Genomic DNA, 22,055 nt, shown 5'->3' on the forward strand with positions numbered 1-22,055 from the left:
GGGAATGTCGGAAAGTCAAGAAACGCTGTTGCTCGTCGATGGCTCGAGTTATTTGTACCGTGCTTATCATGCACTGCCCGACTTGCGTAACGGAGAAGGGTTTCCTACGGGGGCCATCTACGGCATCGTGAACATGCTGCGCAAACTGCGCAACGACTACCCGGCCAAGTATAGCGCTTGCGTTTTCGATGCCAAAGGCAAGACGTTCCGCGACGACCTGTATCCGGCCTACAAGGAGCACCGCGCGCCCATGCCGGACGACCTGCGCGCGCAGATCGAACCCATCCACGAAGCCGTGCGTGCGTTGGGCTGGCCCATCCTGATGATTGATGGCGTGGAAGCCGATGACGTGATCGGCACCCTGGCCGAACGTGCCGCCAAGGAAGGCGTTCGGACCATCGTCTCAACGGGCGACAAAGACCTCGCCCAACTGGTGAATGACCACGTCACGCTGGTCAACACCATGACCAACGAAACGCTCGACCCCGCTGGCGTGCAGGCCAAGTTTGGCGTGCCGCCCGAGCGCATCGTCGACTATCTCTCGCTGATTGGTGACACGGTCGATAACGTGCCCGGCGTACCGAAGGTCGGCCCGAAGACCGCGGTGAAATGGCTGACCGAATTCGGCACGCTCGACAACATCATCGCGCGTGCAAGTGAGATCAAGGGCGTGGTGGGTGAGAACCTGCGCAACACGCTTGAATGGCTGCCCAAGGGCCGCGAGCTGCTGACGGTCAAGCTGGATTGCGATCTGTCGAAGGAAGTGCCGACGTTTGATGCGCTCATCGACGGCGGTGAAGACAAGACCGAGCTGGTTGATTTCTTTTCGCGCTACGGCTTCAAGACGTGGCTACGGGAAGCATCTGGCGAGGCGCTGCCCGATACACGCAGCGTCGGTGCCGCACGCAAGGCCGCAACGCCCGTGAAGAACTACGCCGCCGAAGCGCAACAGCCGGCGCAGGCCAATCTGTTCGACGTGGAAGCGCCGCCCGACGAGGTCAAGTACGAGACGGTGACCACCGAAGCGCAGCTCGAATCGTGGATGCAGCGCCTGGACGAAGTCGACCTCGTCTGCATCGACACCGAGACGACGTCGATCGACCCGATGCTCGCGCAGCTGGTGGGACTTTCGCTGTCGGTCAAACCGGGCGAGGCGTGCTACATCCCGGTCGCACATCGCGGGCCGGACGTGGCGGGGCTCGATGCCACTGCACAGCTTTCGCGCGACATGGTGCTCGCCCATATGAAACTGTGGCTGGAAGACGAGTCGCGCAAGAAGGTCGGCCAGCATCTGAAGTACGACGCGCATGTGTTTGCCAACCATGGCATCGCGCTGCGCGGTATCCAGCACGACACGATGCTGCAATCGTACGTGCTGGAATCGCACCGCAATCACGGCATGGACGCGCTGGCCGAGCGCGTGCTGCACCTGAAGACGATCACCTATGAGGCCGTGTGCGGCAAAGGCGCATCGCAGATCGGCTTTGACGAAGTGCCACTTGATCGCGCGACTGAATATGCGGCTGAGGATGCCGACATCACGCTGCGCCTGCATCGCACGCTGTTTCCCAAGGTGGCAGCGGACGACAAGCTCGACTACGTCTACGAGCAGATCGAAATGCCGACCTCCATCGTGCTGCAGAAGATGGAACGCAACGGCGTGCTGGTCGATGGCGAGCGACTGGCCAAGCAGAGCAACGAAATTGGCCTGCGCCTGATCGAGCTGGAAGCCGAGGCGCACAAGCTGGCCGGGCAGCCGTTCAACCTGAGTTCGCCCAAGCAGATCGGCGACATCTTCTTCAACCAGATGAAGCTGCCGGTCATCAAGAAGACCGCCAGCGGCGCGCCGTCGACGGACGAAGAGGTACTGCAGAAGCTGGCGGAAGACTACCCACTGCCCAAACTGCTGCTGGATTACCGGGGCCTGGCCAAGCTCAAGTCGACCTACACCGACAAGCTGCCGAAGATGGTCAACCCGCGCACCGGCCGGGTCCACACCACCTACGGCCAAGCCACGGCGGTGACGGGGCGTCTGGCCTCGACCGATCCGAATCTGCAGAACATTCCGGTGCGCACGGAAGAAGGGCGGCGCATCCGCGAGGCATTCATCGCGCCGGAAGGCAGCATGATCGTCTCGGCCGACTATTCGCAGATCGAGCTGCGCATCATGGCGCATCTGTCGCAGGATGAAGGTTTGATGCGCGCGTTCCAGGAAGGCCAGGACGTGCACCGCGCGACCGCAGCCGAAGTGTTCAACGTGACGCCGCTGGAGGTGACCGCTGACCAGCGCCGCGTGGCCAAGGTCATCAACTTCGGCCTGATCTACGGCATGAGCGCCTTCGGGCTGGCGAGCAACCTGGGCATCGGCCGCGATGCCGCCAAGCTGTATATCGACCGCTATTTCGCCCGTTACCCCGGCGCCGCACGCTACATGGACGAGACCCGGCAGACCGCGCGCGAACGCGGTTATGTGGAGACCGTTTTCGGTCGTCGCCTTTGGCTGCCCGACATCAACGGTGGCAATGGCCCGCGTCGTCAGGCTGCCGAGCGCGCCGCCATCAATGCGCCCATGCAGGGTACGGCGGCCGATCTGATCAAGCTGTCGATGCTGGCCGTGCAGGGTTGGCTGGAAGCGGAGTCGATGCAGTCGCGTCTTGTCATGCAAGTCCACGATGAACTGGTGCTGGAAGTGCCGCAGGATGAATTGGCGGTGGTGCGCGAGCGCTTGCCCGAGTTGATGTGCGGCGTCGCTACATTGCGCGTGCCGCTGGTAGCCGAGGTGGGCGTGGGCGCCAACTGGGAAGAGGCGCACTGAGGTGCCGGCCGCACCGTTGCACAAGATTTGACAGCGGCTTTTCTGCCAAGGCAGCTGGCGAACGACCGTGCCATGCGCCATCCATGATCCGGCCTATCCGGCTGCCTGGGGTTGCGGTGGATTTTGCATTGCAGCAGACTGCATCTAATCGATCACCTGATCGCACAGTTTTTCAAGGCTTGTAGGAGAAACACATGGCAGGGCAGGCGGATGGCGCAACGGCGACGAGTGGGCCGCGCATCGTAGTGGTGGGCGGCGGAGCCGGTGGGCTGGAGTTGGCAACGCGCCTCGGCGACAAGCTAGGCAAGCGCGGCGCTGCGCAAGTGGTGTTGGTCGACCGCAATCCGACCCACATCTGGAAACCGCTGCTGCACGAAGTCGCTGCTGGCAGCATGGACCCAAACACCCATCAGCTGGAATATGCCGCGCAGGCCCGCTGGCACGGCTTTGAGTTCCAGCAGGGTGAGTTGAAGGGCCTTGACCGTGCCGCCAAGACCATCACGATCTCTGGCAGCGTGGATGACGATGGCACCGAGGTGCTGCCGGAGCGCGCCATTGCCTACGACACGCTGGTGCTGTCCATTGGCAGCGTGACGCATTTCTTCGGCGTGCCGGGTACGGCCGAGCACGCGATCGCGCTGGATACCGCTTGGCAGGCCGAGCGCTTCCGCCGCAAGCTCATTTCCGCCTGCATGCGTGCGCAGAACGGTGTGGGCGATGCGCGCCCGCAGGTGGACATCGCCATCGTCGGTGCGGGCGCCACGGGCGTGGAGTTGTCGGCCGAACTGCGCAACACGGCGCACGTGCTGGCGGCATATGGTTTGCACAAGCTCGACCCGCGCCACGACATCCGCATCCACCTGATCGAAGGTGGCCCGCGCATTCTGCCGGTGCTCAAGGAGCGTATTTCGGCCGCGACCACCGAGCTGCTGCACAAGCTCGACGTGGACGTCATCACCAGCGAGCGCGTGACTGAAGTCACCGCGCACGCCGTCAATACCGCCAGCGGCAAGTCCATCCCCGCGGATCTGACCGTGTGGGCGGCCGGCATTCGTGCCCCGTCGGTGCTGGGCGAACTGGGGCTGCCGGTCAACAAGCTCGGCCAGGTGGTCGTCTCACGCACGCTGCAGGTCGAAGGCGACGATTCCATCTACGCGTTTGGCGATTGCGCGAGTTGCCCGTGGCCGGAGGCTTCGACCAGCGTGCCGCCGCGCGCGCAGGCTGCGCACCAGCAGGCCACCTACCTGTTCGACGCGCTACGCAAGCGCATGGCTGGCAAGCCGGTCGAACCGTTCGGCTTCAAGGACCTGGGCTCTCTGGTGTCGCTGGGTCACTTCAGCGCGGTGGGTAGCCTGATGGGTGGGCTGATCGGCGGCTCGATGTTCATCGAGGGCTTGATGGCGCGGCTGATGTACACATCGTTGTATCGGATGCACGTGCTGGCGCTGCACGGCTGGGTGCGGATGTCGGTGGATACCGTCATGCATTGGCTGCGCAGCAAGACCAATCCACGGGTCAAGCTGCACTAGCCCCGGCAGCGATGCATCCGCTTCGGTAGACTAGCCGCTTCGTTCACCGTAACCGCCCGCGTGGCGTGAGGAGAGTGCGATGGAGCTGGATGCAGAAGTGGAGAGTCTGGTACCCGGCCGTGGCTTTGATCGCCGCGGCTTTGTGAAGACGGCGCTGGGTTCGGCATTTGCGGCGGCGGTGCTGCCGGTATCGGCCCAGGCCATCAAGACGGATTTCAACGGGCTGACGGCGGGCGAAGTCTCCGTGCCCGTGGGCGACTTCCGGATGCCGGCCTACCGTGCGCAGCCTGAAGGCAAGACCAAGCTGCCGGTGGTCATCGTCGTCAGCGAAATCTTTGGCGTGCATGAGTACATCGCCGATGTCTGCCGGCGCTTTGCCAAGCTCGGCTATTTGGCCATCGCGCCGGAACTGTTCGTGCGCCAGGGTGATCCGCAGTCGTACGCCACCATTCAGGAACTGCAGGCCAACGTCATCTCCAAGGTGCCCGACGCGCAGGTGATGGGCGATCTGGATGCGACCGTTGCGTGGGCCAAGCAGAACGGTGGCGATCCGGCGCGCATCGGCATCACCGGCTTCTGCTGGGGTGGCCGCCAGACCTGGCTGTTTGCCGAGCACAGCCCCGACATTCGGGCGGCTGTCGTGTGGTACGGCCAGCCCAAGGGCAATCCGACGGCGCTGCAGCCCACTTTCCCGATCGACAAGGTGGACGAGCTCAAGGCGCCCGTGCTCGGCATGTACGGCGCCAAGGACACCGGCATCACGCAGGATGCCGTGAATGCGATGAAAGAGGCGCTGGAAAAATCCAAGAACGCCAAGGCGCATGCGTCGCGCATCGTCGTGTATCCGAATTCCGGCCATGCTTTCCACGCCGATTACCGCCCAAGCTATGTGAAGGCCGACGCGGAGGACGGCTGGAAGAAGTGTCTGGCCTGGTTCAAGGACCACGGCGTGGTGTGAGCGCTCGATCGACACGGCTGAAGGCCCCGCGGGTTCCTCGGGGCTTTTTCTTTTGCACGTGCTGGCAAAGGTTGTTGAACGGGCATACAATGCGCCTCTTCTTGCAACTCTGTTGCGTTTGTTGCCCTCGCTTGCATGACCCTCGATACCACTTTGTTGGGCATTCTTCTGGCCACCGCACTGTCCGGCATCGGCAGCATGGCCGGTGCTGCCGTCCTGTCGTTGACCGTGCTCTCGCGCGTGGTGGACCGCATGGTCAGCTTCTCGGTGGGCGTGCTGCTTGCCACGTCGTTGCTGCATTCGCTGCCAGAGGCGTTTGAGGCGCATCACGGTGTCGAGCCCAACACGCATGCGCTGTTCGCCACGCTGCTGGCGGGGCTCCTTGGCTTCTTCCTCCTGGAAAAGATCTCGCTGATTCGCCATTCGCATCACCACGAAGGCGATGGGCATGGTCATCATCACGGCCATGATCGCCAGGAGGCCGGCCGTAGCGGCCTGATGATCCTGGTGGGCGATGGGCTACATAACTTCTCGGATGGCATCGTCATTGCCGCCGCGTTTCTGGCCGACACCAAGGTCGGTATCGTGACCGCCCTGGCGATTGCCGCGCACGAAATCCCGCAAGAAATCGGCGATTTCATGGTGCTGCTCAACGCTGGTTTCTCGAAGACGCGTGCGTTTGTCTACAACCTGATTTGCAGCGTGTGCGCGCTGGTGGGCGCGGTGCTCGGCTATTACCTGCTGGACCGGCTGACGTCGTGGATTCCGTATGTGCTGGTGGTGGCGTCGAGCAGCTTCATCTACATCGCGGTGTGCGATCTGATGCCGCAGATGAAGCGCCGGCCGCGCAAACAGGAATCGGCGATACAGGTTGCGCTGATTGCGGCGGGCGTGCTGATGATCTTCTTGCTCACCAACGGCCTGCACGGCCACGCGCATTGAAACACTGTGTCCGCTTCAAAACAAAAGCCCGGTCGATGCCGGGCTTTTTGTTGCGCGAATAATTCGGCGATCAGGGGTTCGGCCCCGTGGCGACCGGGCGCGATGGGTCGCTGCACCATTCGCTCCACGAACCTGCATAGAGTGCCGCGCCCCTCAGCCCGGCGATTTCCATGGCCAGTGCGTTGTGGCAGGCAGTCACACCGGAGCCGCATTGCAGCATCGTGTCCTCTGGCTTGGCGCCGGCCAGCACGGCGGCAAAGTCGGCGCGCAATTGCTCGGCCGGTTTGAACGTGCCGTCGCCCTGCAGGTTGTCGCGGAAGAAGCGGTTGCGCGCGCCCGGGATATGGCCGCCCACCGGATCGAGCGTTTCGTTCTCGCCGCGGTAACGGTCGGGGGCGCGGGCATCGATGATCGGCTTATTGGGTTGCCCGAGGTACTTCTGCACGATGTCGGCCGTGACCAGCGGCGTGAGCGATGGCTTGCGCGTCAGGTTGCCCGGCGTGGCGGCGAGTTGCGGCTCTTCCGGCACGACGTTGTCGATGGGGAAGTGCGCAGTCTCCCAGGCTTGCAGGCCGCCGTCGAGCACAGCCACATCGGCGTGTCCTACCCAACGCAGCAGCCACCACAGGCGCGGCGCAAACATGCTGCTCTGACGGTCATATGCGACGACTTGCGTGTCGTCGTTCACGCCCAACGCTTGCAGGCGCGCAACCAGTGCTTCCGGATCCGGCAGTGGGTGGCGGCCATTGGTGCCCGTCTTCGGGCCGGACAGCTCGTTGTCCAGGTGCATATAGAACGCACCGGGAATATGGCTGGCGTGATACGCATCGCGCCCCGCGGCCGGGTTGGCCAGGTCGAAGCTGCAATCGATGACGACCACGCTTTGCGGTGCGCTTTGCTGCAGCGCGGCCAATTGCGGTGCGGTGATGAGGGTGGCGTAGTGAGCGCGTTCGCTCATGGCGACAATCTCCAGGGATTCGATCAATCAGACTTCCGGGTGAATCTCGGCTTCCGGGCCGGACACTGCGGTTTGCGGCGTCGGATGCTCGGTGCCCGACTGGCGGGCGCGCATGACGGTTGTCACGATGCCGCTGCCGATGATGAGCGCCATGCCCGCCCACGACAGCGCGTTCAGGCGATCATTCCACAGCAACATACCCCAACCGCTCGCAAAGACGATGCCGGTGTATTGCAGATTGGCCGTCAGCAAGGTGTTGCCGCGCTTGTAGGCGCGTGTCATGGCGGTCTGGCCCAGCGTGGCCAGCAGCCCCACTGCCAGCAGCAGGCCAGCGGTGTGCCACGTATGCGGCTGCGCGCCGCCGATCAGCATCCAGACACCGCCGGCAATGGCGCTCACAAACGAAAAATAGAACACAATGCGCGCTTCGTTCTCGCCCAGGTCGCCCAGTTGGCGGACCTCCACATAGGCGAGCGCAGTGAACACGCCCGACACCAGCCCCACCATGCCGCCGGCAAGCTGCGTCGACCCCCCGCCCACGCTCGGTTGCAACAGGCAGACCACGCCGATGAACGACATCAGGATCGCCGCCACCATCTTCTTGTCTGCGCCGCCCGCTTTGCCCGCCAGCGCCGCGCCCGCGCCGATGATCAGCGCAATCCACACCGGCGACATGTAATTCAGCGTCATGGCCGTCCCGAGCGGCAGCAGGCTGATGGAGGTGAACCACAGCAGCAGCGACGTCACCCCAAACACGCTGCGCTTGATGTGCGACGTGAGGTACGGCGTGCGGACGCCCGCGCCCGTCTTGGCCAGGATGGCGCCCATCACGATCATGCCGATCACGCTGCGGTAGAAGACGATTTCGCCCGTGCTGTAGTGCGCCGAGGCCAGTTTCACGCACACGCCCATCGCCGAGAAAGCGAACGCTGCAAGGATCATCCAGAGCGATTGGCGGGACGAACTGTCGGACCGTTCGGCGACTTGGGTGGCGAGGTTGCTGGACATGGGGCGGGGCGAAAAAAAACGGTGCATGCCACGTGGCTGCACCGTTCGTATTGTGACGCGGAAGGCCGAGAATGCCTACGGTCAGTAGTTCATGACGCGTCGATACCACTCGTGGAAGTGCTGCATGCCGTCTTCCATAGGCGACTGGTACGGGCCGACTTCGCTCGTGCCGCGCTTGAGCAGGGCGAGGCGCCCGGCGTCCATGCGCTCGGCGATCTCGTCATCCTCGATGCAGGTTTCCATGTAGGCAGCACGCTCGGCTTCAACGAATTCACGTTCGAACAAGACGATCTCTTCCGGGTAGTAGAACTCGACCACGTTGCGCGTCTTGGTCGGGCCCAGCGGATGCAGGGTCGAGACCACCAGCACGTTCGGATACCACTCGACCATCACGTTCGGGTAGTACGTCAGCCACACCGCGCCGTACTTCGGCATCTCGCCGTTGTTGAAGCGCAGCACGGCGTCGTGCCACTTCTGGTACGTCGGCGTGCCCGGTTTGCGCAAACCGGCATGGAGACCGACTGTCTGGACGCTGTGCCACTCGCCGAATTCCCACTCCAGGTCGTCACACGAGACGAACTGGCCGAGGCCGGGGTGGAAGGGCACGACGTGGTAGTCCTCGAGGTACACCTCGATGAAGGTCTTCCAGTTGTAATTGCAGTCGTGCACCTCGACGTGGTCGAGCATGTAGCCGGAGAAATCGAGATCGCGCGCCACGCCCAGGCGGGCGAGGTCTTCGCGCACGTCGCGCTTGCCTTCGAACAGCAGCCCGTTCCAGTTTTGCAGCGGCGAGCGCGACAGGTGCGCGCACGGCTGCTTCTCAAAATGCGGCGCGCCTAGCAGGTCGCCCTTGAGGTCGTACGTCCAGCGGTGCAGCGGACACACGATGTTCTGGGCATTGCCGCGCCCATTGAGCATGATGGCCTGCCGATGCCGGCATACGTTGGAAAGCAGTTCGACGCCGTTCGGGTTGCGTACCAGCACGCGGCCTTCGGCCTCGGCGGCAAGCGTGTGATAGTCGCCAACTTCCGGGACCATCAGTTCATGGCCGACATAACCCGGACCATGCTTGAACAGACGTTCGATTTCAGTTTGATACAGCGCCTCGTCGAAGTAAGCAGAGACGGGCAGCTGGGTTTCAGACGGCACTAGATTCAGTGCGGCGCTGAGATTGGACATTATCCCCACTCCCAATAACGGTGAAAGCAGTGAACAACCCAACCATCGAAAAATTCGATGAAAAATTCGATTTGGGAAAGGACGCCATCGGCAGGTGGCGTAGGGTCTGTTGAGGTAGGAAACGAGCGCTGCCGGCCCCCGCTTGGGCCAACGACCATACGTTCAATGGGCCAACAGACCCAAACCATCGTTCGGAGCGGCGTGCGCCGGCCCGGCCTTTGGAGGAAAGGGGGCGATTGTACCCCAGGGGAATCGATAAGTCCCTGATTTTCGTCGCCTTTCGGCCGCTGCCCCGCGCATCGTTCGCCCCAATGTCATCTCCCCGTCAGTCATGTATCGTCGGACGGTGCCCCACGCCGAGTGCGCAGAACGCACGCCGAATTGCCGTAAAATGCCGGATTGTCCTTTTCTGATTCGCAATCGGCATGCCCCGTGCCTCAAACGACGCCTCCAGCGCGTCTGCTACGCTATCTGCTGCGCCTGCTTCTTACGAGGCTGCCATGGCGGAACTCGAAACCCTTGTCGCCAGCATGGAATCCGGTGAATTGCCACTGGAGGCCTCGCTTGCGGCGTATCGACGCGGGGCAGAGCTGGTCAAATATTGCCAGCAGGTGCTCGAGCGCGTCGAGCAACAGGTACGCGTGCTGGATGGCGATGCCCTGAAGCCCCTGGCCGACGACAGCAACACGAACGAACAGGGCGACGCATGAGTGAGTTCGCCCAATGGATGGCGTCTGTGGTCGCACGGACGGAAAGCGCGCTCGAGCGTGCCTTGCCGGCCGAAGCCGTGTCACCGCAACGTCTGCATGCCGCCATGCGCTACGCCACGCTGGGTGCGGGCAAGCGTGTACGCCCGCTGTTGGCGCATGCCGCCGGTGCGCTGGGCGATGCATCGCCCGAGGCGCTCGATGGCGTGAGCTGCGCCGTGGAGATGATCCACGCCTACTCGCTGGTCCACGACGACATGCCCTGCATGGACGACGACGATCTGCGCCGCGGCCGCCCCACCGTGCATCGCGCCTATGATGAAGCGACGGCCCTGCTGGTGGGTGACGCGCTGCAGACGCAGGCCTTTATCGTGCTAGCGGAGCTGGGTGCGGTGAGCCCCGCAACGCGTGCGGTATTGGTGGGTGAACTGGCACGCGCCTCCGGTTCGCTGGGCATGGCGGGCGGTCAGGCGATCGATCTGCAAAGCGTTGGCATCGCGCTGTCGCAAGATGAACTGGAAGCGATGCACCGTATGAAGACCGGCGCGCTGCTGCGGGCAAGTCTGCGGATGGGCGCGCTCTGTGCTGGCGTCAATGCCGCTGCCCTGGAACAGGTGGACGCCTATGCGGGTGCGGTCGGCCTGGCGTTCCAGGTGGTCGACGACATTCTGGACGTGACGGCCGATACCGCCACGCTGGGCAAGACCGCCGGCAAGGACGAGGCCAACGACAAGCCGACCTACGTGTCCATCCTCGGGTTGGACAAGGCCCGGGCGCTGGCAGATGAACTGCACGCCGCAGCAGGTGCGGCCGTCGCCCAACTGGCGCGTGACCTGGGCGAAGCCCGCACCGTTCGACTGGCCGAGATGGCCGATCTGATCGTGCGGCGTGGCCACTGAACAACATTGCATTGACGGTAGAAGTCTTTGCCCAAAAACGTTTGAGCGCCTGACCGGCGGTCCACCATGACGTACGAACTCCTCAACACCATCGACGATCCGGCCGACCTGCGCCGCCTGGACCGCCGCCAGCTCGGGCCCCTGGCCAGCGAGCTGCGCGCCTTCGTGCTCGATTCCGTCTCGCAGACGGGCGGCCATCTGTCGTCGAACCTGGGCACGGTCGAGCTGACCATCGCGCTGCATTACGTCTTCAACACGCCGGAAGACCGCATCGTGTGGGACGTTGGCCACCAGAGCTATCCGCACAAGATCCTCACCGGCCGCCGTGACCAGATGGGCTCGCTGCGCCAGCTGGACGGCATCTCGGGCTTCCCGCGCCGCAGCGAGAGCCCGTATGACACCTTCGGCACGGCGCACTCGTCCACGTCGATCTCTGCGGCGCTGGGGATGGCCTTGGGCGCCAAGACCAACGGCGAAGACCGTGTCGCCATTGCCGTCATCGGCGACGGTGCAATGAGTGCCGGCATGGCCTTCGAGGCGATGAACAACGCGGGGGTCTATAAGGATCTGCCGCTGGTCGTGGTGCTGAACGACAACGACATGTCGATCTCGCCTCCGGTGGGGGCGCTCAATCGCTATCTCGCCCGCCTGATGAGCGGCCAGTTCTACGCGGCCACCAAGAAGGGCGTGGAGAAGCTGCTGTCGGTGGCGCCGCCGGTGCTCGAATTCGCCAAGCGCTTCGAAGAACACACCAAGGGCATGTTCGTGCCGGCCACGATGTTCGAGGAGTTCGGCTTCAACTACATCGGCCCGATCGATGGACATGATCTCGAATCGCTCGTGCCGACGCTGCTGAACATCCGCCAGCGCGCGCGCGAGGGCGGTGGGCCGCAGTTCCTGCACGTGGTCACCAAGAAGGGCCAGGGCTACAAGCTGGCCGAGGCTGACCCAATCCTCTATCACGGCCCGGGCAAGTTCAATCCACAGGAAGGCATCAAGCCGTCCGGCCGCCCGGCCAAGGTCACGTACACCCAGGTCTTCGGCCAATGGCTGTGCGATATGGCCGCGGCGGATAAGCGCCTGATCGGTATCACGCCCGCCATGCGCGAGGGCTCCGGCATGGTGGAGTTCGAGCAGCGCTTTCCCGACCGCTACTACGACGTCGGCATTGCCGAGCAGCATGCCGTGACGTTTGCTGGCGGTATGGCATGCGAGGGTCTGAAGCCCGTCGTCGCCATTTACTCGACCTTCCTGCAGCGCGGCTATGACCAGTTGATCCACGACGTGGCGCTGCAGAACCTGCCGGTGGTGTTCGCGCTGGACCGCGCGGGTCTGGTTGGTGCCGACGGTGCCACGCACGCGGGCGCCTACGACATTGCCTACCTGCGCTGCATCCCCAACATGATGGTGATGACGCCGGCTGACGAAAACGAATGCCGCCAGCTCCTGAGCACGGCGTTCGCCCAGGATTGCCCGACGGCCGTGCGCTACCCGCGTGGTGCCGGCACCGGTGTGGCAGTGCAGCCGACGCTAGAGCCCCTGCCGTTGGGCAAGGCCGAGGTACGCCGCGCCTCCACCGCGCCCGCAGGTCAGCGCGTGGCGATCTTGGCGTTCGGCTCGATGGTGGCACCGGCTTCGGCCGCCGCCGAGCGCTTGGATGCTACGGTAGTCAACATGCGTTTCGTCAAGCCGCTCGATGTGGCCTGTGTGCTGGAAATGGCGCGCACGCACGACTATGTGGTCACGGTGGAAGAGGGCTGTGTGATGGGCGGGGCCGGTAGCGCCTGCTTGGAAGCGCTAGCCGCCGCCGGTGTAGCGACGCCCGTGCTGCAACTGGGCCTGCCGGACCGCTTCATCGATCACGGTGACCATGCTGCGCTGCTGGCGCAATGTGGGCTAAGCGCCGACGGCATCCTCGCGTCCATCCGCGAGCGCTTTGCCGTACAGCCACGTGCTGCCGCACCGCGCGTTGCATGAGCCACTCGTGGCGATAGGCCGCCTCAATCACCCGTATTGCGTTTCGGGGTTTGAGTAGTTGACTGCAGAGGTGGGAAATTTCTTTTACACTCCGCCAGTCTTATTTCTGAATTGTGTGCGCAGTCGCGGGATGGGCAGATTCGATCACTTGAGGGGTGATCACCATCGGCCAGGTTCCGCGGTTTCACACTCGTTGCGTGCCGGCCGACTGCGATGGCCGGGCGACCGTAAAGGAAACCGATCATGAACGATATGAACCCGGCCTTCGTGATGCCGGACGTGCAGTCCAGCCATGACACCCGCCAGATCCCGATCCAACGCGTGGGCGTGCGTGGCGTGCGTTACCCGATGTCGCTCCAGACCCCCTCGGGCGTGCAAAACACCATCGGCACGTACAACCTCGACGTGCACCTGCCGGCGGACCAGAAGGGCACGCACATGTCGCGCTTCGTCGCGCTGCTCGAAGAAGAGCGCGAGCCGCTGAACCTGGCGCAATTCCAGCTCCTGCTGGAAAAGATGCTGGAGAAGCTCGAAGCCGACGCTGGCCGCATCGAAGTCCACTTCCCGTATTTCGTCAGCAAGACGGCCCCGGTGTCGGGCGTGCAGTCGCTGATGGACTATGAAGTGACGATGATCGGCGAAGTGCGCGACGGCCACACCAAGGTCCGCGTGAAGGCGCTGGTGCCGGTGACGAGCCTCTGCCCGTGCTCGAAGAAGATCTCTCAGTACGGTGCGCACAACCAGCGCTCGCACATCACGATCGACGCCGAGCTGGCGGCCGATACGCCGGTCGAATCGCTGATCCGCATGGCTGAAGAAGAGGCTTCGTGCGAGCTGTGGGGCCTGCTCAAGCGTCCGGACGAGAAGTTCGTGACCGAGCGTGCGTACGAGAACCCGAAGTTCGTGGAAGACCTCGTGCGTGACATCGCGATGCGCCTGAATTTGGACGACCGCATCGTCGCCTACACGCTGGAAGCCGAGAACTTCGAGTCGATCCACAATCACAGCGCCTATGCGCTGATCGAGCGCGACAAGCGCCTCGACAAGTAATCGACATCGCTGCAAAGAAAAAGCCGCTCAACCGAGCGGCTTTTTTCATGCTTGCTGGATGCGGATGTCTTCCAGGTCCCAGCGTGGCGTGATGCCGTACCCGTAGCCGTCCTGCACCTGCGTCGGATCGGCTTGGAGCCGCATCGCGCCCGCAAAGGCGATCATCGCGCCGTTGTCGGTGCAGAACTGCAGGTCGGGGTAATAGACTCGCAGGCCGCGTTTCTTGCCCTCGGCGTTCAGGCCCTCGCGCAACTGGCGGTTGGCGCCCACGCCACCGGCCACGACGATGCGCTTGAGGCCATGCTCGCGCGCGGCGCGCAGCGTCTTCTTGACGAGCACCTCGACGATGGCGTCGACAAAAGCACGGGCCAGGTCAGCGCGCGGCTGGTAGCAGGCCTCGCTGTCGGTCAGGTTGAGCTTGCGCACCTGGGTGAGCACCGCTGTCTTCAAGCCTGCGAACGAGAAATCGAAATTGCCCGAATGCAGCATCGGCCGGGGCAGGTTGAACACGCCTGGGTTGCCGAACTCGGCCAGGCGAGAGACGGCGGGGCCGCCGGGATAGCCCAGGCCGAGCAGTTTGGCGGTCTTGTCGAAGGCTTCGCCGGCGGCATCGTCCAACGTTTCGCCGAGCAGCGTGTACTGGCCGACGGCATCGACGCGCATGAGCTGCGTATGCCCGCCCGAGACGAGCAGCGCCAGGAACGGAAACTCGGGCCGCTCCGCTTCAAGCAGGGGCGAGAGCAAATGCCCCTCCAGGTGATGCACGCCCACCAGCGGCTTGCTCAGCGCAAACGCCAGCGCATTCGCCACGGAGGCGCCGACCAGCAGCGCGCCAGCCAGTCCCGGGCCTTTCGTATAGGCGATGGCATCGATGTCCGCACGCGTGGCGCCAGCCTTGCCGAGCACTTCTTCCAGCAGCGGGATCACACGGCGGATGTGATCGCGCGAGGCCAGTTCGGGCACCACGCCGCCGTATTCGCGGTGCATGGCGATCTGCGAATAGAGCGCATGCGCGCGCAGGCCGGCTGCCGTGTCATACAGGGCGACGCCGGTTTCATCACAGGAGGATTCGATGCCGAGGACCAGCATGGCGTGTGAAGGAAGAAATCCGTAGGAAGGCGCCGAAGATAGCACAAGCTAAAATGCACGGTTTTCCAGCATAGACAGAGGCGGCGCGGCGATCATGATGCGGTGCGATGTAGCGGTGATCGGCGCGGGCGCGGCCGGGATGATGTGCGCGGCCGTGGCCGGGCAGCGCGGTGCGCGCGTAGTGCTGATCGACCACGCAACCAAGCTGGCCGAGAAAATTCGCATCTCCGGCGGCGGGCGCTGCAATTTCACCAACGTGAATGCGGCGCCGGGCAACTACCTGTCGAACAACCCGCATTTCTGCCGCTCGGCGCTGGCGCGATACACAGCGCAGGATTTCGTCAGCCTCGTCTCCAGCTACCGCATCCCGTATCACGAGAAGCATAAGGGCCAACTCTTCTGCGACGACAGCGCGGAAGACATCATCCGCATGCTCGAAGTGGAGTGCGAGAAGGGCAACGTGATCTGGCGCACCGGATGCGCGATTGCCGAAGTGGGCAAGGATGGCGACGCCTATCGTCTGTCGACCAGCGCGGGCGAGATCGTCGCCAACAAGCTGGTGATCGCCACGGGCGGCCTGTCCATTCCCAAGATCGGCGCGACGGATTTCGGCTACCGCATTGCGCGGCAGTTCGGTTTGAAGATCGTCGAGACGCACCCGGCGCTGGTGCCGCTCACATTCAATGCCGAGCATTGGGCCCCGTTCTCTGCGCTGTCGGGCGTGTCGATGGAGGTCGATGTGACGGTTGCCCAGCCTGCGGGCAAGGGCGGCAAGAAGGGTGGCGCGACGACGTTCCGCGAAGATTTGCTGCTGACGCACCGTGGCCTGTCTGGCCCCGCCATCTTGCAGATTTCAAGCTTCTGGAATTCGGGTCAGCCGCTCGCCATCGACCTGTTGCCGGACACCGATGCCGCGCAGTGGCTGTGTGATGAGAAATCCGGTTCGCGCAAGCAACTCGGGACGGTGCTGGGGCAACGCCTGCCGGAGCGCGTCGCGCAAGCCTGGTGCGCCACGCATGGCGCCAATCCCCACGCGCCGATCGCTGAATCGCCCGACAAATTGCTGCGTACGCTGGGTGGCGCACTCAACCGCTGGGAGCTGACGCCCTCCGGCAGCGAGGGCTACCGCAAGGCCGAAGTCACACGCGGCGGCGTCGATACGCGTGCGCTGTCGTCCGCCACCATGGAGGCGCAATCGGCCCCGGGCCTGTACTTCATCGGCGAGGTGGTCGACGTGACGGGGTGGCTCGGCGGCTACAACTTCCAGTGGGCATGGGCCTCCGCTGTTGCGGCGGGGGAGGCTGCGTCCGCCCGCTGACCCCGCCGATCGAGGCGGGAACCGCCTTGGTTCTGTGCTACGATCAGCGATCCACTTTTTCAAGTTTGCAACCCGCTGGGCCAGCCGCCTGAGCGGGTTTTGCCGTTTATCGGAGTTCGGAATGTCCCAGATGTCGTTGAAGGCCCAGATCACGGAAGACATGAAGGCCGCCATGCGCGCCAAGGAAATGGATCGTCTGGGCACGATCCGCCTGCTGCAGGCCGCTATCAAGCAGCGCGAGGTGGATGAGCGCATCGAGCTGGATGACGCCGCCGTGCTGGCCGTGGTCGACAAGATGATCAAGCAGCGCAAGGATTCCATCACCGCGTTCCAGCAAGCCAGCCGCGAAGATCTGGCTGCCAAGGAAGCTGCTGAGATCGCCGTGTTGCAGGTCTACATGCCCGCGCAGCTGTCGGAAGCCGAAGTCGATGCCGCCGTGCGCGACGCTGTAGCCAAGGCGGGCGCCGCCGGCCCGCAGGACATGGGCAAGGTGATGGGCATCCTCAAGCCGGCCCTGGCTGGCCGCGCTGACATGACGCAAGTCTCGGCGCGCGTAAAGGCTGCCCTGACCGGCGCCTGATCCCCTTTACACCCGCAACACCCAAAGGGGCGCACCCCGCGTGATCCCGCAGCCGTTCATTGACGACTTGCTCAACCGCGTCGATATCGTCGACGTGGTGGGCCGTTACGTGCAGTTGAAGAAGGGCGGCGCCAACTTCATGGGGCTGTGCCCGTTCCATAACGAGAAGTCGCCGTCGTTCTCGGTGTCGCCGACCAAGCAGTTCTATCACTGCTTTGGCTGCGGCGCGCACGGCTCGGCGATTGGCTTCTTGATGGAGTTTTCCGGGCTGTCGTACGTCGAGGCCATCAAGGACCTCGCGCAGTCCGTCGGCATGGTGGTGCCGGAGGAGCGCGGCGGCCTGCCGCCTGCCGCCCGCGCCGAGCAGCAAGCCAAGACCGTCGCCCTCGGCGACGTTATGGCTCGCGCCTGTGAGCACTACCGCAAGCAACTGCGCAGCGCCCCCAATGCCATCCAGTACCTCAAGGGCCGCGGCCTGACCGGCGAGATCGCCGCGCATTTCGGCCTCGGCTATGCGCCCGACGACTGGCAATCGCTCGAAGCCGTATTTGGCCCGTACCGGGACGACGCCACCGCCGGGCCGCTTATCGAAGCTGGCCTCGTCATCGAAAGCGAGAAGACCAGCGCCGACGGCTCGCACCGCCGCTACGACCGCTTCCGCGATCGCATCATGTTCCCGATCCGCAATACCAAGGGCGTGGTGATCGGCTTTGGCGGCCGGGTGCTGGGGCAGGGCGAGCCGAAATACCTCAACTCTCCCGAGACGCCGCTGTTCAGCAAGGGCACGGAGTTGTACGGGCTGTTCGAGGCGCGCAACGCCATCCGCGAGTTGGACTACGTGCTGGTCGTGGAAGGCTACATGGACGTCGTAGCACTCGCGCAGCTCGGGTTTGCGAATGCCGTGGCCACGCTGGGCACGGCCTGCACGCCGATCCACGTGCAGAAGCTGCTGCGACAGGTCGATACCGTCATCTTCTCGTTTGATGGCGATTCCGCCGGTCGCCGCGCCGCGCGTCGCGCGCTGGAAGCCTGCCTGCCGCACGCCACCGACAACAAGACCATCAAGTTCCTGTTCCTGCCGTCTGAGCACGATCCGGACAGTTTCGTGCGCGAAGAGGGCACCGAAGCCTTCGCGCGCGAAGTGCACAACGCCATGCCGCTGTCGCGCTTCCTGCTGCAGGCCGTGACGGAAGACCTCGATCTGCGTCAGCCCGAAGGCCGTGCGCGTGCGCAGTACGAAGCCAAGCCGCTGCTGACCGCCATGCCGTCCGGCGGCCTGCGCTTGCAGATTGTGCGCGGCTTGGCCGAGATGACGGGAACCACGCCCGCGGATATCGAGGCCCTATGCGGCCTGCGCAGCGACCCGGTTCACGCCGGACGTATGACGCAGAAACGCCCGCGTGTGGCGCGCACGGCACCCACCGCGCTGGAGCAGAAGCTGCTGCGGCTGCTGATGCGCTACCCCCTGCTCGCCACCCGCCTCGACGCAGACGCACGGGCCCAGTTGACTGCGCCCCAACTGCCCCAAGGTGAGGTATTGGCGGGGCTGCTGGCCGAATGTGATGCCGCGAGCCCCGACATGCACTTCGGCGCCTTCGTCGAGCGCTTGGGCCAGACGCCTTATGCAGAGGCTTTCGCCGGGCTGCGAGTTGCCGTGCTGGAGGACGATATCGAGCTGGAGCCCGCGACGGCCGAGTTCGACTCGGCCGTGCAGAAGATGCTGGCCGAGCCGCTCAAGCGCGAACTCGAAATGTTGCAGCGCAAGATGGAGGCCGGCCACGCCAGCGACGACGATAAAGAACGCATGCGCTGGCTGGTGGGCGAGATCAGCCGCCGGCGCAGGCTCGTGTAGCGCACACGCCGCAGCAGGCATTCCAAGCGCGGCGGGCAATTGCGGGTAGCCCCTTGATTTTTCAGGCGAAAACCCGATTTTCACTTAGACCGGCTGGTCTGGCGTGCTAGAATAGCCGGTTCGGATTGCAATATCTTTTTCCCATTTTGGGGGAGTGAGCGTGCCCATGGTGAAGGTGAAGACCTCCGCGAAGACCGGTTCCAAGGCCAGTCCTGCTTCTGTTTCTGCCACGCGATCCTCATCGGCGCATGGCGCCGGAGGAGGAAAGACTTCAACGGGAACGGCGAAAGTCGCGAATGGTCGGAGCCATATGGGGCAAGCGGTAACAAAGGCGACTGTGCCGGCAAAGACGGGGAAAGCCCAGCCGCGCCAGACCGCCGAGATTACCGTCGCCGCCAAGCCCGTCAAGGCAGCAGCGCGCGCAAAAAGTGCAATCCAGTCTTCAACTGCAGACAAGGTCTCGACGTCGATCAGCACGAGCGCCAGACCTGGCGGCAAAACAGCCGCTTCAGTCGCACTCAAGGGCAAGACAACCACCGTGGCGAAATCGAAAGCTACCGAAGTCGAGAGCAAGCAGACCCCTGCCAGCGCAAGCGCAACCAAAACGGGTACCGCTCGTACCAGCACCGCAGCCAAGCCAGCCAAGGCAACTGCGGAAGACACCAAGCGCACCGCCCAGGCAGTGGCCACCCCCACAACTCCTCCTGCGCCTCGCGCCGAAGCAGCAGCCGAGCCCAAAAAGCGCGGCCGCAAGCCCAAGGCAGAGACGCAGGCAGACGATGACAGCAGCACGGACGTGACTGAAGAATTTGACACCCCCGCCGCTCCGGCACCGAAAACCGAAAAGCTGAAGGCCCGTGACCGCAAGGCCAAGGAAAAAGCACTGCTCAAGGAATTTGCTGCCTCGCAGCAAGGCGGTTCGGAAGAAGAGCTCGAGGCCCGCCGCCAGAAGCTCAAGGCGCTGATCAAGCTGGGCAAATCGCGCGGCTACCTGACCTACGCCGAAATCAACGACCACCTCCCCGACGACATGGTCGACGTGGAGTCGCTGGAAACGTTGGTCGCCACGCTCAACGACATCGGCGTTGCCGTGTACGAGCAGGCTCCGGACGCCGAAACGCTGCTCCTGAACGACAACGCGCCTTCCGTCACCACGGAAGAAGAGGCTGAAGAAGAAGCTGAAGCCGCGCTGTCGACGGTTGACTCCGAATTCGGCCGCACGACCGACCCGGTGCGCATGTACATGCGCGAAATGGGCACGGTCGAGCTGCTGACGCGCGAAGGCGAAATCGTCATCGCCAAGCGCATCGAAGCCGGCCTGAAGGACATGGTCATGGCCATCTCGGCCTGCCCGGTCACCATTTCGGAAATCCTCGCCATGGGCGAGCGCGTCGCCAACGACGAAGCCAAGATCGACGAATACATCGACGGCCTGATCGACCCGAACGCTGAAGCCGACGCTGCCGCTGCAGCCGAGGAAGAAGAGGAGTTCGAGGAAGAAGAAGCCGAAGAGGAAGCCGACGAAGAGGAAGAGGAAGACGATGAAGGCGCCGGCGCTGCCGCCGCTTCGGCCCGTCAACTCGAAGAACTCAAGCAGGCTGCACTGGTCAAGTTTGGCGTGATCGCCGACCAGTTCGACAAGATGCGCCGCGCGTTCGAGAAGGAAGGCTACAAGTCCAAGTCGTACGTGAAGGCGCAGGAAGCCATCCAGGCTGAACTGATGTGCATCCGCTTCACCGCACGCAACGTCGAGCGTCTGTGCGACACGCTGCGCGGTCAGGTGGACGAAGTGCGCAAGCTGGAGCGCGCCATCCTGAACATCGTGGTCGACAAGTGCGGCATGCCGCGTGGCGAGTTCGTTTCGCGCTTCCCGGGCAACGAGACCAACCTCAAGTGGATCGAGACCGTGGTGGCGGACGGCAAGCCGTACAGCACCATCGTCGAGCGCAACGTGCCGGCCGTGCACGAACTGCAGCAGAAGCTGATCGATCTGCAGGCCCGCGTGGTGCTGCCGCTGTCCGAACTCAAGGACGTCAACCGCAAGATGTCGGAAGGCGAGCGTCGTGCGCGGGAAGCCAAGCGTGAAATGACCGAGGCCAACCTGCGTCTGGTGATCTCGATTGCCAAGAAGTACACGAACCGCGGCCTGCAGTTCCTCGACCTGATCCAGGAAGGCAACATCGGCCTGATGAAGGCGGTGGACAAGTTCGAATACCGTCGCGGCTACAAGTTCTCGACGTACGCCACGTGGTGGATTCGTCAGGCCATCACGCGTTCGATCGCCGACCAGGCACGCACCATCCGGATTCCGGTGCACATGATCGAGACGATCAACAAGATGAACCGCATCTCGCGTCAGATTCTGCAGGAAACCGGCAACGAGCCGGATCCGGCAACGCTGGCCGAGAAGATGGAGATGCCGGAAGACAAGATCCGCAAGATCATGAAGATCGCCAAAGAGCCGATCTCCATGGAAACGCCGATCGGTGACGACGACGACTCCCATCTGGGCGACTTCATCGAGGACACGAACACGCTGGCCCCTGCCGAAGCCGCACTGCATGGTTCCATGCGCGGCGTGGTGAAGGACGTGCTCGATTCGCTGACGCCGCGCGAAGCCAAGGTGCTGCGCATGCGTTTCGGTATCGAAATGAGCACCGACCACACGCTGGAAGAAGTCGGCAAGCAGTTCGACGTGACCCGTGAGCGTATCCGTCAGATCGAAGCGAAGGCGCTGCGCAAGCTGCGTCATCCGAGCCGTTCGGACAAGCTGAAGAGCTTCCTGGAAGGGAGCTAAAGCGGGATTTCCGGAGTGGGTTCGCGCCCACTTTCGGTTAAAATCACGCACATGGCCCGGCCTAATCCGCCGGGTCAATTTTTTGCCGGTTGCCCGCGTGTTCCCTCAGGGCGCCGTTCTCTGGGCCTCTAGCTCATGCTTGGTTAGAGCAGCGGACTCATAATCCGTTGGTGCCGGGTTCGACTCCCGGGGGGCCCACCATTCATTCCTCTCTGTATTCCGATGCGCCGCTTTGTCCGGCGATTTTGTTGGATGCGTTTTGAGCTCGGGATCGTTTTTTGCTACCCCATGCGCGTCGCAACAATATCCGAATTGGAAATCGTCGGCTAATTGTCGCCTCAGCCAGACATTCTCCCCACACGCAGGGGATGGGTTTAAAACACTTCAAACGAAACGA

The 22,055-nt window shown here is 63.6% G+C and carries 17 protein-coding genes and 1 tRNA gene; 13 read left to right on the plus strand and 5 right to left on the minus strand.

The window, feature by feature from the left end:
* Positions 1–4 precede the first annotated feature (4 nt).
* From polA to ACN9M1_RS04345, 4 genes are all read left to right on the plus strand, one after another.
* Positions 5–2,815, plus strand: coding sequence for a DNA polymerase I (gene polA / locus ACN9M1_RS04330; protein ID WP_426397699.1), 2,811 nt, complete (start codon positions 5–7; stop codon positions 2,813–2,815).
* A 194-nt stretch (positions 2,816–3,009) separates the two neighbouring features.
* Positions 3,010–4,344, plus strand: a complete 1,335-nt coding sequence (locus ACN9M1_RS04335) for an NAD(P)/FAD-dependent oxidoreductase (RefSeq protein WP_426397701.1) — start codon at positions 3,010–3,012, stop codon at positions 4,342–4,344.
* A 79-nt stretch (positions 4,345–4,423) separates the two neighbouring features.
* Positions 4,424–5,302: a dienelactone hydrolase family protein gene (locus ACN9M1_RS04340; protein ID WP_426397703.1), complete on the plus strand. Its 879-nt coding sequence runs from the start codon at positions 4,424–4,426 to the stop codon at positions 5,300–5,302.
* A 135-nt stretch (positions 5,303–5,437) separates the two neighbouring features.
* A complete protein-coding gene (locus tag ACN9M1_RS04345; protein WP_426397705.1) occupies positions 5,438–6,244 on the plus strand; it encodes a ZIP family metal transporter in 807 nt (268 codons plus the stop codon).
* Positions 6,245–6,314: 70 nt separating this feature from the next.
* Here the strand turns inward: ACN9M1_RS04345 and ACN9M1_RS04350 are convergent, their stop codons facing one another.
* From ACN9M1_RS04350 to ACN9M1_RS04360, 3 genes are all read right to left on the minus strand, one after another.
* Complete coding sequence (locus ACN9M1_RS04350; RefSeq protein WP_426397706.1) at positions 6,315–7,202, minus strand: sulfurtransferase; 888 nt, start codon at positions 7,200–7,202, stop codon at positions 6,315–6,317.
* A 27-nt stretch (positions 7,203–7,229) separates the two neighbouring features.
* A complete protein-coding gene (locus ACN9M1_RS04355) occupies positions 7,230–8,210 on the minus strand; it encodes a DMT family transporter (protein ID WP_426397708.1) in 981 nt (326 codons plus the stop codon).
* Positions 8,211–8,291: 81 nt separating this feature from the next.
* Positions 8,292–9,389: an aromatic ring-hydroxylating oxygenase subunit alpha gene (locus ACN9M1_RS04360; protein WP_426397710.1), complete on the minus strand. Its 1,098-nt coding sequence runs from the start codon at positions 9,387–9,389 to the stop codon at positions 8,292–8,294.
* A gap of 425 nt (positions 9,390–9,814) precedes the next feature.
* Here ACN9M1_RS04360 and ACN9M1_RS04365 point away from each other — a divergent pair, with 425 nt between their 5' ends.
* The 4 genes from ACN9M1_RS04365 to folE2 all read left to right on the plus strand — a co-directional run bounded on the left by ACN9M1_RS04365 (position 9,815) and on the right by folE2 (position 14,022).
* Positions 9,815–10,099 (plus strand): exodeoxyribonuclease VII small subunit, encoded by a 285-nt coding sequence (locus ACN9M1_RS04365; protein ID WP_426397712.1) that lies wholly within the window; start codon positions 9,815–9,817, stop codon positions 10,097–10,099.
* Positions 10,096–10,995 (plus strand): polyprenyl synthetase family protein, encoded by a 900-nt coding sequence (locus ACN9M1_RS04370; protein ID WP_426397713.1) that lies wholly within the window; start codon positions 10,096–10,098, stop codon positions 10,993–10,995. Before ACN9M1_RS04365 ends, ACN9M1_RS04370 begins: the two co-directional genes overlap by 4 nt.
* A 66-nt stretch (positions 10,996–11,061) precedes the next feature.
* Positions 11,062–12,972 (plus strand): 1-deoxy-D-xylulose-5-phosphate synthase, encoded by a 1,911-nt coding sequence (gene dxs, locus ACN9M1_RS04375; RefSeq protein ID WP_426397715.1) that lies wholly within the window; start codon positions 11,062–11,064, stop codon positions 12,970–12,972.
* 243 nt (positions 12,973–13,215) lie between these two features.
* The gene (gene folE2, locus ACN9M1_RS04380; protein ID WP_426397717.1) at positions 13,216–14,022 is read left to right on the plus strand and encodes a GTP cyclohydrolase FolE2; all 807 of its coding nucleotides are present in this window, start codon (positions 13,216–13,218) and stop codon (positions 14,020–14,022) included.
* A gap of 45 nt (positions 14,023–14,067) precedes the next feature.
* On the opposite strand, the gene tsaD is transcribed toward folE2, so the two are convergent.
* Positions 14,068–15,111: a tRNA (adenosine(37)-N6)-threonylcarbamoyltransferase complex transferase subunit TsaD gene (gene tsaD / locus ACN9M1_RS04385; RefSeq protein ID WP_426397719.1), complete on the minus strand. Its 1,044-nt coding sequence runs from the start codon at positions 15,109–15,111 to the stop codon at positions 14,068–14,070.
* Between the two features lie 94 nt (positions 15,112–15,205).
* Here tsaD and ACN9M1_RS04390 point away from each other — a divergent pair, with 94 nt between their 5' ends.
* From ACN9M1_RS04390 to dnaG, 3 genes are all read left to right on the plus strand, one after another.
* Entirely contained in the window at positions 15,206–16,429 is a 1,224-nt protein-coding gene (locus ACN9M1_RS04390; protein WP_426397720.1) for an NAD(P)/FAD-dependent oxidoreductase, read from the plus strand.
* A 130-nt stretch (positions 16,430–16,559) separates the two neighbouring features.
* Complete coding sequence (locus ACN9M1_RS04395; RefSeq protein WP_252684493.1) at positions 16,560–17,009, plus strand: GatB/YqeY domain-containing protein; 450 nt, start codon at positions 16,560–16,562, stop codon at positions 17,007–17,009.
* Between the two features lie 40 nt (positions 17,010–17,049).
* Positions 17,050–18,861 carry a DNA primase gene (dnaG, locus tag ACN9M1_RS04400; protein WP_426397722.1) on the plus strand — a complete coding sequence of 604 codons (1,812 nt, stop codon included), beginning with the start codon at positions 17,050–17,052 and terminating at the stop codon, positions 18,859–18,861.
* Positions 18,862–18,945: 84 nt separating this feature from the next.
* Here dnaG and ACN9M1_RS04405 read toward each other — a convergent pair whose 3' ends face one another.
* Positions 18,946–19,092, minus strand: coding sequence for a hypothetical protein (locus ACN9M1_RS04405; RefSeq protein WP_156667244.1), 147 nt, complete (start codon positions 19,090–19,092; stop codon positions 18,946–18,948).
* 79 nt (positions 19,093–19,171) lie between these two features.
* Between ACN9M1_RS04405 and rpoD the strand changes: the two genes are divergently transcribed.
* On the plus strand, positions 19,172–21,658 hold the full coding sequence (gene rpoD / locus ACN9M1_RS04410; protein WP_426397724.1) for an RNA polymerase sigma factor RpoD: 2,487 nt from the start codon (positions 19,172–19,174) through the stop codon (positions 21,656–21,658).
* 122 nt (positions 21,659–21,780) lie between these two features.
* Positions 21,781–21,859 (plus strand) — tRNA-Ile (locus ACN9M1_RS04415).
* Positions 21,860–22,055 lie beyond the last annotated feature (196 nt).

It is taken from the genome of Ralstonia sp. R-29 (genome assembly GCF_049913345.1).
Classification (GTDB): Bacteria; Pseudomonadota; Gammaproteobacteria; order Burkholderiales; family Burkholderiaceae; genus Ralstonia.

What these genes read in the sequence shown, in the direction of transcription:
- ACN9M1_RS04365 (WP_426397712.1), top strand. Translation starts at nt 9,815, where the DNA reads ATGCCCCGTGCCTCAAACGACGCCTCCAGCGCGTCTGCTACGCTATCT.
- folE2 (WP_426397717.1), top strand. Translation starts at nt 13,216, where the DNA reads ATGAACGATATGAACCCGGCCTTCGTGATGCCGGACGTGCAGTCCAGC.
- ACN9M1_RS04345 (WP_426397705.1), top strand. Translation starts at nt 5,438, where the DNA reads ATGACCCTCGATACCACTTTGTTGGGCATTCTTCTGGCCACCGCACTG.
- ACN9M1_RS04370 (WP_426397713.1), top strand. Translation starts at nt 10,096, where the DNA reads ATGAGTGAGTTCGCCCAATGGATGGCGTCTGTGGTCGCACGGACGGAA.
- ACN9M1_RS04335 (WP_426397701.1), top strand. Translation starts at nt 3,010, where the DNA reads ATGGCAGGGCAGGCGGATGGCGCAACGGCGACGAGTGGGCCGCGCATC.
- ACN9M1_RS04340 (WP_426397703.1), top strand. Translation starts at nt 4,424, where the DNA reads ATGGAGCTGGATGCAGAAGTGGAGAGTCTGGTACCCGGCCGTGGCTTT.
- dxs (WP_426397715.1), top strand. Translation starts at nt 11,062, where the DNA reads ATGACGTACGAACTCCTCAACACCATCGACGATCCGGCCGACCTGCGC.
- tsaD (WP_426397719.1), bottom strand. Translation starts at nt 15,111, where the DNA reads ATGCTGGTCCTCGGCATCGAATCCTCCTGTGATGAAACCGGCGTCGCC.
- ACN9M1_RS04360 (WP_426397710.1), bottom strand. Translation starts at nt 9,389, where the DNA reads ATGTCCAATCTCAGCGCCGCACTGAATCTAGTGCCGTCTGAAACCCAG.
- ACN9M1_RS04395 (WP_252684493.1), top strand. Translation starts at nt 16,560, where the DNA reads ATGTCGTTGAAGGCCCAGATCACGGAAGACATGAAGGCCGCCATGCGC.
- ACN9M1_RS04390 (WP_426397720.1), top strand. Translation starts at nt 15,206, where the DNA reads ATGATGCGGTGCGATGTAGCGGTGATCGGCGCGGGCGCGGCCGGGATG.
- ACN9M1_RS04355 (WP_426397708.1), bottom strand. Translation starts at nt 8,210, where the DNA reads ATGTCCAGCAACCTCGCCACCCAAGTCGCCGAACGGTCCGACAGTTCG.
- polA (WP_426397699.1), top strand. Translation starts at nt 5, where the DNA reads ATGTCGGAAAGTCAAGAAACGCTGTTGCTCGTCGATGGCTCGAGTTAT.
- rpoD (WP_426397724.1), top strand. Translation starts at nt 19,172, where the DNA reads ATGGGGCAAGCGGTAACAAAGGCGACTGTGCCGGCAAAGACGGGGAAA.
- ACN9M1_RS04350 (WP_426397706.1), bottom strand. Translation starts at nt 7,202, where the DNA reads ATGAGCGAACGCGCTCACTACGCCACCCTCATCACCGCACCGCAATTG.